Origin of the sequence: Cyanobacterium aponinum PCC 10605 (assembly GCF_000317675.1) — a bacterium.
Lineage (GTDB): Bacteria > Cyanobacteriota > Cyanobacteriia > Cyanobacteriales > Cyanobacteriaceae > PCC-10605.
In genome coordinates, this window is record NC_019776.1 from 2,403,010 (window position 1) to 2,417,721 (window position 14,712).

14 protein-coding genes are annotated in these 14,712 nt (G+C 33.5%); 4 read left to right on the forward strand and 10 right to left on the reverse strand.

Translation table 11 applies throughout. The features are described from left to right. Positions 1–17: 17 nt before the first annotated feature. The 10 genes from CYAN10605_RS09945 to CYAN10605_RS09990 form a co-directional block, all read right to left on the reverse strand. Complete coding sequence (locus CYAN10605_RS09945) at positions 18–470, reverse strand: bilin-binding protein (protein ID WP_015219812.1); 453 nt, start codon at positions 468–470, stop codon at positions 18–20. 30 nt (positions 471–500) lie between these two features. After that, positions 501–986, reverse strand: coding sequence for a 2Fe-2S iron-sulfur cluster-binding protein (locus CYAN10605_RS09950; protein ID WP_015219813.1), 486 nt, complete (start codon positions 984–986; stop codon positions 501–503). A gap of 81 nt (positions 987–1,067) precedes the next feature. After that, positions 1,068–1,739: a V4R domain-containing protein gene (locus tag CYAN10605_RS09955; protein WP_015219814.1), complete on the reverse strand. Its 672-nt coding sequence runs from the start codon at positions 1,737–1,739 to the stop codon at positions 1,068–1,070. Between the two features lie 108 nt (positions 1,740–1,847). Next, a complete protein-coding gene (locus tag CYAN10605_RS09960; protein WP_015219815.1) occupies positions 1,848–2,318 on the reverse strand; it encodes a bilin-binding protein in 471 nt (156 codons plus the stop codon). 9 nt (positions 2,319–2,327) lie between these two features. Then, positions 2,328–2,753, reverse strand: coding sequence for a hypothetical protein (locus CYAN10605_RS09965; RefSeq protein WP_015219816.1), 426 nt, complete (start codon positions 2,751–2,753; stop codon positions 2,328–2,330). Then, a complete protein-coding gene (locus CYAN10605_RS09970; protein ID WP_015219817.1) occupies positions 2,750–3,466 on the reverse strand; it encodes a V4R domain-containing protein in 717 nt (238 codons plus the stop codon). Before CYAN10605_RS09970 ends, CYAN10605_RS09965 begins: the two co-directional genes overlap by 4 nt. 280 nt (positions 3,467–3,746) lie before the next feature. After that, on the reverse strand, positions 3,747–4,583 hold the full coding sequence (locus tag CYAN10605_RS09975) for a pentapeptide repeat-containing protein (protein WP_015219818.1): 837 nt from the start codon (positions 4,581–4,583) through the stop codon (positions 3,747–3,749). Positions 4,584–5,013: 430 nt separating this feature from the next. Then, positions 5,014–5,862, reverse strand: coding sequence for a putative bifunctional diguanylate cyclase/phosphodiesterase (locus CYAN10605_RS09980; RefSeq protein WP_190274998.1), 849 nt, complete (start codon positions 5,860–5,862; stop codon positions 5,014–5,016). A gap of 393 nt (positions 5,863–6,255) precedes the next feature. Beyond that, positions 6,256–7,254: a pentapeptide repeat-containing protein gene (locus CYAN10605_RS09985; RefSeq protein WP_015219820.1), complete on the reverse strand. Its 999-nt coding sequence runs from the start codon at positions 7,252–7,254 to the stop codon at positions 6,256–6,258. 270 nt (positions 7,255–7,524) lie between these two features. Further along, entirely contained in the window at positions 7,525–9,132 is a 1,608-nt protein-coding gene (locus CYAN10605_RS09990) for a mechanosensitive ion channel family protein (protein ID WP_015219821.1), read from the reverse strand. Positions 9,133–9,275: 143 nt separating this feature from the next. On the opposite strand from CYAN10605_RS09990, the gene CYAN10605_RS09995 reads away from it, so the two are divergent. From CYAN10605_RS09995 to CYAN10605_RS10010, 4 genes are all read left to right on the forward strand, one after another. Further along, a complete protein-coding gene (locus tag CYAN10605_RS09995; protein WP_015219822.1) occupies positions 9,276–10,769 on the forward strand; it encodes an ammonium transporter in 1,494 nt (497 codons plus the stop codon). A 227-nt stretch (positions 10,770–10,996) separates the two neighbouring features. Further along, the gene (locus CYAN10605_RS10000) at positions 10,997–11,485 is read left to right on the forward strand and encodes a cytochrome c family protein (protein ID WP_015219823.1); all 489 of its coding nucleotides are present in this window, start codon (positions 10,997–10,999) and stop codon (positions 11,483–11,485) included. 334 nt (positions 11,486–11,819) lie between these two features. Then, on the forward strand, positions 11,820–12,920 hold the full coding sequence (locus tag CYAN10605_RS10005; RefSeq protein ID WP_015219824.1) for an ABC transporter ATP-binding protein: 1,101 nt from the start codon (positions 11,820–11,822) through the stop codon (positions 12,918–12,920). Positions 12,921–13,014: 94 nt separating this feature from the next. Then, a complete protein-coding gene (locus CYAN10605_RS10010; protein ID WP_015219825.1) occupies positions 13,015–13,530 on the forward strand; it encodes a YqeG family HAD IIIA-type phosphatase in 516 nt (171 codons plus the stop codon). Positions 13,531–14,712: the final 1,182 nt, after the last annotated feature.

The window sequence follows — 14,712 nt, forward strand, 5'->3', positions numbered from 1 at the left end:
AAATACCTTCTGACTGACTAAACCAAAACTGCACAATTAAGCTCAAATGCAGGGATCGCATATTTAGCTTCTTCAGGCGTAAGAAACTCAGGTACAACCTTCAATAACAAATCATAGGTTTCAATATTATCATCAGTAAAATTATAGGCACGGGAAATAGTTTGAAACCATAACAACATATTCGTGCGTAATCTTTCCATGTCATCAAATAATAAAGCAGTGGCACTGTAACGCAATAAATCCACCATATCTCTTAAACAAGTGACATAATAGTCTTTCCAGTTAGGATGAAGTTTTTGTTTTTCTTCTTTGACGCGATCGCAAATTGCCTGAGCATTATCTCTAATTTTAATATAAGCACTCATTCTTAACTGATGAGAATCGAGATAATCTTCTAAAAACTGTAGCTCATAATCTTGAGCATAACGTCCATCCACTTCTAAAGTTAAATCAGAAAATTGTCTTAACATAATCTAAAACTCCCTTATTGATTAAATAAATTAAATAGCATCAACACTTTGAGCTAAATATTTAGATACTTCACCCTTAGTATCACTCAATTGAGTAATCATCGAGCGAGTAATTAACTTACCTTCCTCCACTAAAATCTTCCCAGAAATAGGATGAAGGATATTTTGCTGAGCTCTTCTACCAATCAAAGACTCAACATCATCAATCTGACTTAAATACATCCCCGAAGGAAGTTCCACCACAACCCCATCTCCAATCACCCTCGCTTGACAAGCTAAACGGGAATTCATCTTACAAGTGGTAATAACTTCTAAAGTTCTTTTTTCCCGACGATTGAGAGGAGAAAGACTTTCCATCCCTTCTTTGATATAAACATGACAAGTAGAACACATTCCCCTACCGCCACATTCTTGCATGACATTTAATTCATTTTTCAGTAAACCCGACAAAAGATTATCGTTAGTTTTAATTGCCGTTTCTTTCCCAAGAGGGTCTAATCTAATCGTTTTTGCCATTATCCTTACCTTAAATAATCTACTACTACCTTCAGGTTAACTGATATATGAACGAGAAATAAACTTGATTTTCAATCACTTTTAAGCCTCAGATGAACCGCTACAAAGTAAATTGATTACCATTTCATGATCATGCCCTTCCTCTAACCACGCTTTTGCAGACTTCATTCTTTCATTTAAACCAATAATGAAATAGTTAGCACTTGCACCCATAGACTCACAGGAAGTTTGCAGAGCCAATAAATCCTCTCCTGTTAATTGGCTAAAGAAAGAGGTTAAAATACCTGCTTCAGGTTGACAAGCGAAACCTTCACCTTGGGGGGCGGCTTGGGCAAAAGGAGAATTAACCGTATTAACCACGATAAAACCTTGAGAATAATAGTCAAAATTAAACTCAATCACTCCCCAACCGTGAGTTTTCCAACATTGTTTTAAACAACTCAAAAACTCCACCATTTCCATTTGTGCCAAAGGAGTTTCATAATATTCACTCACCTCTTGCAAAAAACGACGATAAAAACTTTTACCCCACCATTTCCCGCAATTGTAAAGCACTAAACCTGACGCTTGTCCTAATTCTTCATTTAAACCCTCATAAACCCCCTGTAAAAAAACTTCTGGCAAAGCAATTAAACGAGAGCCTAAACGAGTTTCAAGCAACCCTAACTCAAAATCTCCCTGCACATAGGCTGAAGGAGCGAAATAATTACCTTTTAAAGGTTTTTCTCTGACTAAATCCGCTACAGAAATCATTGATTTTTCCTCTTACTAAAGAATTTCTTAGAACAACTAAACTAGCTTGTAGTGAGGGCTTTAGCCCTTATTTCCACTGTTGCCTTTTCCCTTCTCTCACCAATCAACCTAGATACAAACTGCTTCAGTAATATGACGTTGAGCTTGATCTAAAAATGGTTGGATATATTTAATACCGTCATCTTCTAATACATTTTCTAATTTTTTGATTAGTAAAGAATGTAAGTTTTCTGAGATGACTTGATATTCGTGGGCTTGAACAATATCCGTCAACCACTCTAATAAACGATGCTCTAAAAATTCAGGATTATTTAATAACATCGCCATCGCACCATAACGAGTAACTAATAACCAGTGACGCACACAAGTTTCTATTTTGCGGGTCTTTTCTTGGGGGAGATTTTCCAATAACTTATCTGCTATTGCTTGAAAAATGCTAATTTCTTGATCTCTTAAAACTCGATAAACTGCTAATCTTTGTTTCAATGTCGAGACTTCTTGGGTTAATTTATCTAAGTCTGACTGTTGTAGATATTGATGTTCTGATTCGTGAATTAATGCCTGTAGTTCTGGATACATAATTTTTCCTTATAACAAATCGGATAAATCTTTGACGTTAATTTGTCTTTTTTCAGGTTCAGATATTAGAGTTTGATCCATAGCCGGTATGGAAGCTATATTTAATTGTCTCTTTTTACCTTGCCCCTGCCATACCATACGCTGAAAAAACTCAGCAACAGTCATTTTCAAGGAGTAAACAGGTTTATAAGTACCTTGTTCTGATAGTTCCAATTCTTCTTCTGCGGAGATAGGCTTAGTAAAAACCTGCGTTTTGCCGGACCAATTATTGAGAGCAAAGAATTTTTCAACGGTAAAGTTTAATTCTGGTTTTAAAGACTCTTCTCCCGTAAAAACTTCCGAAGTAACTTCTTCGTCGAAGACTGGAATTTGTTTTAATCCCTGCCAATTTGCTCTTTGAAAGAAATCCTCAACGGTAGAGGTTGATAACATCATTTGAGATATTCTCCATTAACTAATTTTTTCTGAATATCTTTAGCCCCCGCCCCCTCGTTTTGCCAAAATGTTGCCGCATCGATGCGATCTTGTTTTCCCAACAAAAATTTACAATAGGTTTCACCCATAGAATAGCACTGAATTTCAATGCAGTTAAGGGGTTTATTGATAAAGCGACTAAAAAAACCAGCCATAAGACCGGCATAAATATGACAAACGGGTTTCCCCACATCTCCGAGGGTACGAGCGACGGCGGAATCGAAAATATTAACAAACATGAAGCCGTTTTTCTGTTCACTTAAGTCCACATCCCAGTTGCCCCATCCTTGAGTTGTAAAAGGCCACCACCATGCTTCTAAAACATAGAGTAAGTTCATGTCATGGATATTTTTAGGGTATTCGTATTCTTCTTGAAACCATTTTTCAAAAAATTCTGCGTCTCTAACACCCCATGCTTTACCGATGTTGTACATAACCACACTGGAGGCAGAACCGACTTCTTCTTCTAATCCTTCTATTAAACCAACGATAAAATCTTCGGTTACAAGAACGTTTCTGGACTCATTCCAATCGGTAATATCCCCCCTGTTGGTATCGAAATGAAAAAAGTCTTCCAAAGTGTAGTGATCGTGTTTTTTGGGATATTTACTCTTCCAGAGATTTTTGCTAATTTTCTCAACGATGCGATCGCTTTTTGTTGGTGTGAATGTCATGGGCTTTTATTTCCTCTAAAATAAAATTTAATTAAGAGATTATTAATTAACTTCTAAAAGTGAAAGACTTAATTTGTCAAAATCCTAATCCTTTTCTTATTATGTTATTAGTAATTTTGATTTTTTGCTCACTTTTTTTAACAATCTTTTGATTTCTTAAATATTATTCATAATTGAATAAATAAAGATAAAATAAGCTGATTATATTTTTGAAAATGATCAACCTTTAAATAAGAAAAAAAATTTGAAATTATAGTTCTTTGCTACTTAGATAAATTAATTAAGCAACACCTTTTTTTATTAAATAGTCCACAGTTAAATGTTTTTCTTCGATGATATTGGGCAAGTCTTGAATAATCATGGACGATTTTTTCACAAAAGCATTAGTCCATTTTTCAAACCATTTCAATTGTATCGTAGTAGCTTGATGAGACAGAGAACCATTAAAATTTACCTTACCATTTTTGTCCATAGAAAATTCTCTTAACCATTCCACATCAGGGCGACTATCTTCAAAATTTTTGCCTGTAATAGTCCCACCTAAATACTTACTAGTAATAGATGCAATGGTTTCAAAATTAGTTATGATTTCTCCAATGGTTACTTTTTTGCTAGTGGCAAGATTAAAAGAAGAAACTTTTTGCATTCCTAAGGATTCAGGGTTAAATCCCTTATCAAAACGAGTAGTATTATCATAGGATGCGTCTTTAAAAATACCTCCATTCAGATGAGCGCCATTGAGGAATGCCCCAGATAAGTCTGCTTTATAAAAGTTTGCTCTAGTTAGAAAACTACCCGTAAAATAAGCCTCTTTAACGATTGCTTTTTGGAAATTAACTTTAGTTAGGTAGGCTTTAATTAAGTATGCTCCTGTTAAGTTTGCACCAGTGAGATTTGCCCCACTGAGATTTGCTTCATTGAGATAGCATTTACTCAAGTCAGCACCGCTCAAGTCGGCATCCCTTAAATCAGCATAACTTAAATCGCAACCTCCGAGATTGACTCCTTTTAGTTGAGCGTTTCTAAGGTCAATTCTTCTGAGTTGCAACTTAGGAAAATTTCTTTCCCCTGAGTTATATTGTGCTTGAATATCAATTACTGCGGTGTTTGCTAACATTTTTCTTCCTACCTTAATTTTGTTTTTATTCCTCTCTGTTTTTAGGAACCGTTGTTTATATTAAGTTTTTTGTTATCTATTTATGATTTTTTTTATTTTTTCTTTATATTAACAATTTTTTTGACTAAAATCAGCCTTTTTTTTGAGTTTTTTAACAAAACTTTAACAAATTTTGTTGAAATTTTACATAATAAAAAGTGCAGTATTTATACTCAAAAATAAAAATTTAATTGTGAATTTTTTATGAAGCAGTTTGTCTAAGGATTATGTATTTTCTAACAAGAATAAATTTTATAAACTTAGAGATTATGTCAAAATATCTACCTATGAGACAAAGACGGTCATAATTTCCTAATTATTTTTTTGAAGTTTCTTTATTTTTTGAAGAGTAAACGTAAGTATTTTTAGTGAAGAAACAAAAACGAACTTATTATAAATATACCCAAATTTTCAGAAACGATTTTAATTGGTTAATTGATAAAGGAGGACTAAAAAAATAGCCCTGTCCTTGATTAATGCCTTCAGATATAATCCAATTCAAATCATCATTGTTCTCAATGCCTTCTACATGAACAGTTAAATTCAAAGTTTTTGCTAAAGTTACCATACTATTAACAATCGCCTTTTGTCGAGATTTACGAGCAATATTGTGAATAAATGATTTATCTAATTTAATAACATCAAAGGGAAAATCGTTCAAGTATTTTAAACCTGCATAACCCGTGCCAAAATCATCTAAAGCCAGAGAAATACCCATCTTTTTCAGTTTTACCATCAGTTTTATAACATTAGTGGAATTTTCTAAAAAAATTCCTTCGGTGATTTCTAAACTTAAATTTTGTGGGTAAAACTTGGTTTCTTGAAGAATCTTGATCATATTCCTAAGAAAAAAAGTATCCTGTAGCTGATGAGGAGAAATATTAATGGCTAATTTGAGGGGATACGATAAAAATTCTTGAATGTCTAAACAAGCCTCTCTAATAATCCATTCCCCCAAGGGAAGAATTAATCCACTTTTTTCTGCGATGGGAATGAATTTATCAGGAGAAATTAATCCCCAATAAGGATGATTCCAACGAATTAAAGCCTCCACGGCGACAATCTTGCGGGTGTTAAAACAGATAAATGGTTGGTAATAAAGTTCAAACTGATTTTCAACTAAAGCCTTCGATAATGCTTTTTCCATTGATTCGTAAAACTTCATTGAAAATACATGACATTTCTTATTTTGGTCTTTTTCTGTTTCAAGAGAAGACAAAAAGGGGGAAAATTTAGCCATGTTTATGTATTGAAAAAAACGAGTCTTTTTTTGTAAGTTATATTCTTGATAGTAATGATTAATATCCTGTAGAAAAGAATTTAAATCTGAGCATTCATAGAACATTATTATAAAGAGTTTTAAGTGGGTGAACAGAATTAATTTTACGTTTACTTTACTTTAAGAAAGGCAATAGGGAGTTATTAAATAACCTCAATTCGGTTTAAGAATATCCGATAAGGTTAGGTGTCAGGTGTCAGGTTGCAGGTTGCAGGTAGTAGGTGATGAGGGGAAAGGGGGAAGTAGGGGCGAATGGCCATTCGCCCGTACAGGTATTCGTGGTTTTTCATTCTTAATTCTTAATTCTTAACTATAGAAGAGTCAAATATTTTCACATGAGTTATGAATCAAGATTTAAGAAATTTTTTGCTCTAAATTGTAATTTAGGTACTGTGGAGAAACTATCTTATCTTGTTGTAGGAATATTTTATCTTGTTCTAATAAATCAATAAATCCTTTAACCATAATGGAACAATTTTGAATATAATTTTTCACCCATTCTTGATACCATTTTAATTCAAAATCACTAATGATTTCTGTCAATGCACCTTGATAATGAATTGAGCCTTTATTGGTAATTTTAAAGCTATTAACCCATTCACAATGAGGACGAGATTTTTCCAAATATTTTACTATTATTGATTTACCTAAATAATGAGAACCTGTTTTGCTTAAATAGTTCAAACTATTAACAATTTCGGCAACAGAAATATATCCCCCTTCACTCATTCCATGCTTTTCAGGGAGAAAATGATGATCAAATAAAGTTTGTAGATTATATTCTGCACCTTGAAAAAGAGTCTTGTCTATTATTGCCCGAATCAGACAAGCGTTAGTTAGATTTGCTTCTTGAAAATTTGTTCGGGTTAAATTACTTCCTGTTAAAAATCCATGATTCAAATTAGCCTTTTGAAAATTTCCATAGCTTAAATCACTTTTATTAAGAGAAGTTGCTACTAAATTGGCTTCAGAAAAATAAGAATTTTGTAAATTAGCAGAACTAATATGACTACGATAAAAATTTGTTTTTTTGCATCGGGCTTTGGTTAAGTTAACGTGGTTAAGATTTCCATAACTTAAGTCTGCTTCATTCAATATTGCACCTCTTAAATTACAACCTTTGAGATTTGACCCTTTGAGGCACGATTTACTTAAGTTTGCTCCCCTTAAGTCACAATTTTCGAGATTTGCACAACTTAAATCTGTTTCTGATAGGTCAATGTCTATTAAAGATAGTCCTGAGAGATTAATTCCAGCAAAATTTTGTTTTCTAAAGTTTCTTTTCCCTTTACTATACTTTAACAAAATAATAGTATTGTCATTTCTATCCTTTTTGGTTACTATTTTATCCATTTTTCTTATGTTTCCATACTACTTTTAAGTTAAATATAGATAATTTTTTGTTAAATAGCACTCCTTTTATGATTATTTAATATTTAATATTTTTTTATACTTGTTAACATAAAAAAATAATGTATCTTTATATCCCTAGTGGTTAAATATAAATTTATTTTGTTAAGAATTTTGTTCGTTAAATATAATAGTTAATACCTTTTTTTTGTTATTCAGTAAGTAAATATTGATTTTTGTTGATAATTGTTAATATTTAATGACATTTTTATTTTACTGGTGTTGTTTTCTCTCTGGTTTAACAATTCGCAGGATTTCTTGGTTAATCTGACTGGCGATGCGATCGCCTCTTTTGCCGTATTCTAATTTAATATCATCTACAAAAAAATTAATTTTAAATTCATAATAAAGAAAACCCTCATCATGATTTAAAGCAGTGATCCAAATTTGTGGGTCTTGCCATTTTTTACGCTCTTTAAAACGAGATTTAAACCAATCACTTAACTCCAAAACATAATCATCTAATCGAGTTTCTTCTAATTGAGGATTTGTAATTTTTTGATAAAGTCGATAAGTTCTTTTCTTTAATAAAGTAATTTTTCTTTCCCATTCTTGAGGAATTAAATATAAGTCTTCTTCTTTTAAATTAGGGTCTTTAAGCCAAAAACGATACCATTCTCTTACTAATTCTATCAAACCATCTGGAGCTTGAGATTCAGAAAAAGTAGTATTTAAGAGATTATCAGTATTAATTTCTGAGTTAATATTTAAACCAATTAAAACTAATATTTCTTGATATTCTTGATAAATATTTTCTAGTTCTTCCGATGTTAAACCACCCTTTTCTGCAAACTGTAAAGTAATTACTAAAGCCTCTAAAAATTCTTCAATTTCTTGCAATTTAATATTAACTTTTTGTTCTGCTAAAAGCCTATTTTTTCCACTTATTTGTTGTTCTGTCAAACTGTTATTCGTTTCTTCTTCACATAGATAAAAACGATCAATCAAAGCTATTTTCTTTTCAATATCGGCTAAAGTATCAGGATGTGCTAAGACGGTTTCAGTAATTAAACTTTTTAGATAATCTACTTCTAATTCCGCAGGTATTTCAATGGTTGTAGAATAATAATAATAGGATGTAGGGCGGCTGAGATTAGTAATATTTTGATTTTGCAAAACACTATTAGGTATATAAATATCACAATGATGATTAAATAAGTAAATTTGGGTCACTCTAACTCCGATACGGCACAACATCCCGATAGAACCATCTTCCAATCGCAATACATCTCCGAATTGAAAAGGAGTATCAATTAACAAAACAATACCGCTAAAAAAATTAGCCAATATATCTTTTAGGGCAAAACCAATAATAAAAGTTGCCCCCCCTAAAGCCACCCAAATACCCGTTAAATCCACCCCGAAATTGTTTAAAACAAAAACACCCCCCAGTAAAAAAACCATGACGGGTAAAACTGCTTCTACCAGTGGTAAAAGTACATCATCCCACATGACTTCACTTTGCTTTGTATATTGTTTGAGATAATAAATAATAACTTTTTTGATAATTGCCACTAGCCAATAACTAATTACGACAATTAGACAAGCATTTAAAATCTTTTGCAATATATCCTTGCCAACAAAATTTTCCAAATCATAAAGGGTAAATTTAAGATTAAAAAAAGTAAAAATACTGAGTAAAGGATAACCAGAAATATTTAGGGTAACTAAAGCAATGTCTCTTTCTAAACTGCGAAATAAAGGGCGTAAGAGAAAGAACAAAAAACCGTAAATTAATAAAAATCCTCCTAAATAGACACCTAAGTGCTGAAGGATGAATATATATAGGGGATTGAGACTAAACCAAAATTCTTTCAGCATATTTAAGCAATTACAGGGCTTTATTGTATTGTTTGATACAGAAAAGAGCTAATAAAACATATGAATATTTAACAGTTAATTGATAGGTTAATCAATTATTTATTTATTAACGGTTATCTCACGAGTAAATTGAATTAATAATTATGGTGACGATCCCTAGAAAAAGAGGTCTGAGAAGATCTTTAAAAGAAAATCAAGATAGTATTATTCTTAATTTTATTTCTAAAATAACTAGCAGAATTTCTCCTTATTGGTTGGCTTGTATCCCATTGACGGCGATTATTGTTGCGGTGTGGGATGGTGCGGCAATGGCACAGGGTTACGATGGCCCCGAAGACTTAGAACAAGTGAAAATCGTTTTGGATACAGTGTTTTTACTGTTTTGTTCTGTTTTGGTTATTTTCATGAATGCTGGTTTCGCAATGTTAGAAACTGGTTTCTGTCGCCAAAAAAACGCTGTTAATATTCTAGCGAAAAACTTGATCGTGTTTGCGATCGCAACTATTGCTTATTGGGCAATTGGTTTTGGATTGATGTACGGAGAAGGAAACGGTTTCATCGGTTTACAAGGCTTCTTCTTCAATGGTGATGGTACTCCCTACGGTGATGCAAATTATCCAGAAGCAGTACCTGCGGCTATCTCTTTCTTATTCCAAGTAGCCTTCGCCGCCACTGCCGCTACCATCGTATCTGGTGCGGTAGCTGAAAGGGTTCGATTCGATGCGTTTTTAATCTTCAGTGCGTTATTAGTAGCCATTTCCTACGCTGTTACAGGGCATTGGGTTTGGGATGGTGGTTGGTTAAGTGAATTAGGCTTCTCTGACTTTGCTGGTTCAACAGTGGTTCACTCTGTTGGTGGATGGGCGGCTTTAGTGGGTGCCGCAGTATTAGGACCTCGTCAAGGGAAATATTCCTCTGATGGTAAAGTTAGTGCTATCCCCGGTCACAATATGAGTATTGCTACTCTCGGATGTTTAATTCTCTGGATTGGTTGGTTTGGTTTCAACCCCGGTTCTGAATTAGCCGCTACTGCTAACGTTCCTTATATCGCTGTTACTACTAACTTAGCCGCCGCCGCTGGTGGTATCACCGCAACTTTTACTTCTTGGTTAAAAGACGGCAAACCCGATCTTTCTATGATTATTAACGGTATCTTAGCTGGTTTAGTCGGTATTACTGCAGGATGTGCTAGTGTTGGTTATTTCAGTTCTATTATCATTGGTGCGATCGCAGGTATAATCGTCGTCTATTCCGTTGCCATGTTTGACCAAGTATTAAAAATTGATGACCCTGTAGGTGCAACCTCTGTTCACTTAGTTTGCGGTATTTGGGGAACTTTAGCGGTGGGTATCTTTGCCACTGAGGGCGGATTGTTAACAGGAGGCGGAGTAGCTCTTCTCATCAATCAGATTATTGGTATCTTATCCATCGGTGGTTTTACCGTCGCTTTTAGCTTCATCGTTTGGTACGCTCTCCAAGCAACCGTTGGTATTCGAGTTTCTGGCGAAGAAGAAGTCAAAGGTTTGGATATTGGCGAACATGGTATGGAGGCTTACAGTGGCTTTGTCAAAGAAGCTGATATTCTTTCTGGAGGCTTTTCTTCTAGCTATAGCGATGAAGTTGGCTCAGAAGTGTAACTCAACTAAGTAGATTTATTATTTAGCAGTAACTTTTAAGTTATTTATTAAGTTCAGAAAAAATGAGGGTAGGACAGTCGTTCTATCCTTTTTTATTGCCTTTCAACACAATATTATTAACAAAACTTTACAATAATTGCTCAAAGATGAACCGATTTTGAGAGAAAATAATTAGGGTATAAATCAGAACCTCAAAAATACTAAGAAAAAATATTTGTTTCAAAATTATGAAAAAATTTGTTTTAATTTTCATTGTCGGGGTTATTTTTGCATGGCAATCCTTTGTCGGTAGCGCAAATGCTTTAAGTTTAAGTGAAGAAATTCGTACTATTCCCCTGAATGAGTCTGGAGAAACTATTACTTTATCTAACCAAGAGGCGTTAAAAGGTTCTCGTTTATTTGTAAGTAATTGTGCTCAATGTCACATTCAAGGTAAAACCAAAACTAATCCCAACGTCAGTTTAAGTAAAGAGGCTTTAGCTAATGCTTTACCTGCAAGAGACAACTTAGTTGGTTTAATGGACTATATCGAGCATCCTACTAGCTATGACGGGGAAGAAGATCTTACTTTATTACACGTAAATACAGAACGCCCTGACCTTTGGCCCGAAATCAGAAACTATAGTGAGGATGATATTAAAGCCGTTGCTGGTCATATTTTAATTCAAGCATTTTCTGATCCCAAATGGGGTAATTTATCTCTCATTGATAACTAAAAATAAGTTCGGAGTTCAGAAAGAGATTTCAGGTTGCCGGTTGCTGGTGTTAGGGTGTTGGGGGGATAAGGAGAGAGGGGGAAACAAGTAATGGGTAATGAGGATAAGTAGAGCCAATTAAATAAAAGAAAGTTTGTAGTTAGCCCTTTAGGGGTTTTAACGTTCTTGAAATAAGGGCTGAAGCCCTTACTGCTAACCGAGCCTATTTTACGTTTAATTAAGTGGAGCTACTTAAAAGTTAAGAGTTTTTAACTGTTCACTATTCACCTTTGCCCGTTGTCCTTTTAACTTGCCCTTTTCTTAATTCATAATTACTAATTCCTAATTTTTTACTATGGCAACGGTTACACTACAAAACATTGCCCGTTCGTATAATCAAGTAAAAGTTATTAGCAATATAACCTTTGAAGTACCTGATGGAGAATTTTGGGTTTTAGTAGGTCCTTCGGGTTGTGGTAAGTCAACGATTTTGAGAAGTATTGCAGGATTAGAGTCTATTAGTGAGGGAAATCTCTATTTTGATGGTGTTTTAATGAATGAAATTCCCGCTAGAGAAAGAGATGTGGCGATGGTTTTTCAAAATTATGCTTTATATCCTCATTTAACTGTTGCTGATAATCTTGGTTTTGGCTTAAGAATGCGGGGAGAAAAAAAGTCGCTGATAGATAATAAAATTAAACAAGTGGCAGAAATTCTTGATATTGGTCATCTTTTAATGCGTAAACCCAAACAGCTATCGGGAGGGCAACAACAAAGAGTTGCTTTAGGTAGGGCGATTATTAGACAACCAAAGGTATTTTTGTTAGATGAGCCTTTATCTAATTTAGACGCAAAATTAAGAGATCAAACAAGGACAGAATTAAAAAAATTACATTCTCAAGTGGGTATTACTACAGTTTATGTTACCCATGATCAAGTTGAGGCTATGACATTAGGCGATCGCATCGTGGTTTTAAATCAGGGTAGAATACAGCAAATAGGTACACCAGCAGAAATTTATCAAAACCCAGTCAATCGCATGGTAGCTACTTTTTTAGGCACACCATCCATGAATATCATCCCTGTTACCTACCACGATGGAGCATTTTGGATTAATGAACAACAATCCCTCCGATTACCTCCTCCTTTTCTCAAGCAATACAATTTTCATAACGGACAAGGTTGGGATTTAGGTATTCGCCCAGAATATATTACCTTAGTAAAGGATCAAGAAAATGCTCTTGATAATTTTCTTGTGACAACAGTTGAAGTTATCGAACCATTAGGAAAAGAAGTTTTAGTTAATGCTAAGATAGTTGACTCAGAGATTAACATTAATTTACAATTACCCATTCAGTGGCAAGGGAAAATGGGTGATGAACTAAAACTCCAACTAGATTTAGAGCAAATTTATCTTTTTGAACCTACTACTGGGGAAATAATAATTAGTAATTAATTAAAACCGTTAAACCTGACACCTGATACCTAAAACCTAAAACCTGACACCTAACACCTCTCAATTGTTGATTATTAGTTGTTAATTGAATTAAATGTCTAAAGCCAAAATTTTACAACCAGACCTTGTATTGGGAGATATAGTTATTCATATCACCCCAGATGTGATCCAAAGACATAATTTGAAAGGCTTAATTCTCGATGTGGATGAAACCTTAGTTCCTTGGAATGAGCGGATTATTTCCCCTGAATTATTAACATGGGTGGAAGAAATACGCCCTTATGTAGATCTTTGGCTTGTAAGTAACAATCTTAGTCAAAATCGTATTGCAACCATCGCACAATACCTTAATTTGCCCTTCATTTATGGTGCAGGTAAACCTTCTCGTCGCAAACTTAGAGAAGCCGTTAAAGCCATGAATCTACCCTTAGAACAAATTGCTATGGTGGGCGATCGCCTCTTTACTGATGTATTAGCAGGTAATAGACTAGGGGTTTTTACTATTTTAGTAGAGCCAATGATTTCTCCCCATGCTCCGAAAAAATTTTCTATCCGCAATTTTGAGGTTTGGATTTCCCAACAATTAGGAGTTTCTCTTCATAAAAATTAAAACAAATTAATATTTATTTACAAAAGGCGATATAAATTTATAAAATCTAAAAAAAATATTAAGAAACTCCATATAAATTCAAAAACGTGTAAATATAGTTCCTGAGGATAAAATGAGGTCAGCCTTAATAAAGACCTTAAACATAAATAAGTCTATATAAAAAACCGAGGCTTCTTCTTGAAAGGGAGGAAGCCTTTATATTTTTTTAAAATTAATAAGACTAATTCCTAATTTTTGATTTGGTTTCCCTAACGATAAAAACGAGAAAAAATCTTTTTCTGACTACCTTTTTTCTCCCAGTGGGAAATAGTAGTTAGCAAAAAATAAACTAAGACGATATACAACAAAGCAATTAATGGTATTAGCATAGATAAACCCCCATGGTAATGGTTCAAGTAAATGGTGAATATTAATCAAGAATCCTTCCATCTTTGATTCAATAAGTGAAAAAGAATAAATTGATACCAAACCGACTAGGACTTAGTTTTATAACAATAGAAAACTGTCCTAAACTCAATAAGATAGACCTCTGGGCAAAATCAAAAAAACCAAACCCACTGAGGTAGATTTTGGGGGATAATTTTGTCTGCTTAATAATTAGTATGTATATTTTTTACTTAGACCAAAGCTGAAATGATTATATTGTTCTATCAAAAATAATGGGTTTAAAATTCTGTCTTTAGAGACGAGTAATTTTTGCTGTATCAAACTACTTGCAGAAATCACCTTGCCCATTACATCATTTAGCTTTGCCCTTTGGACTGTTTTTGTAGTAAATAACTAGCTTTTTAAACTACTTATCAACCACTAAAAATATTGTCTATCTTCTTCAAAGCATTTGTTACTATACTTAATTATTAATTATCACTAAAAGTGCGATCGCCCTTGATTAACTTAATTATTTCAGAAACAACTTACAGAGTTTCATCCATCTTCTGGCTAATCTAAAAAATAATGCTAATAGTCAAAAAACTATATCTAACCATTAGAGAGGAATAAAAATCAAATAAAACGAAAATATCTTTATTCTTCTCCAAATTATTTTTTGACTGTAACAAGAAATTTCCAATCAAGCCCTTCTCAATCGATGGAGAATTCGGATTCTTTCTTTCAAGTAATCTAGGGAAATTGCGACTTTATGGACAAACTCCCCTCTATTTCATAGAATAACATAGATTAAAA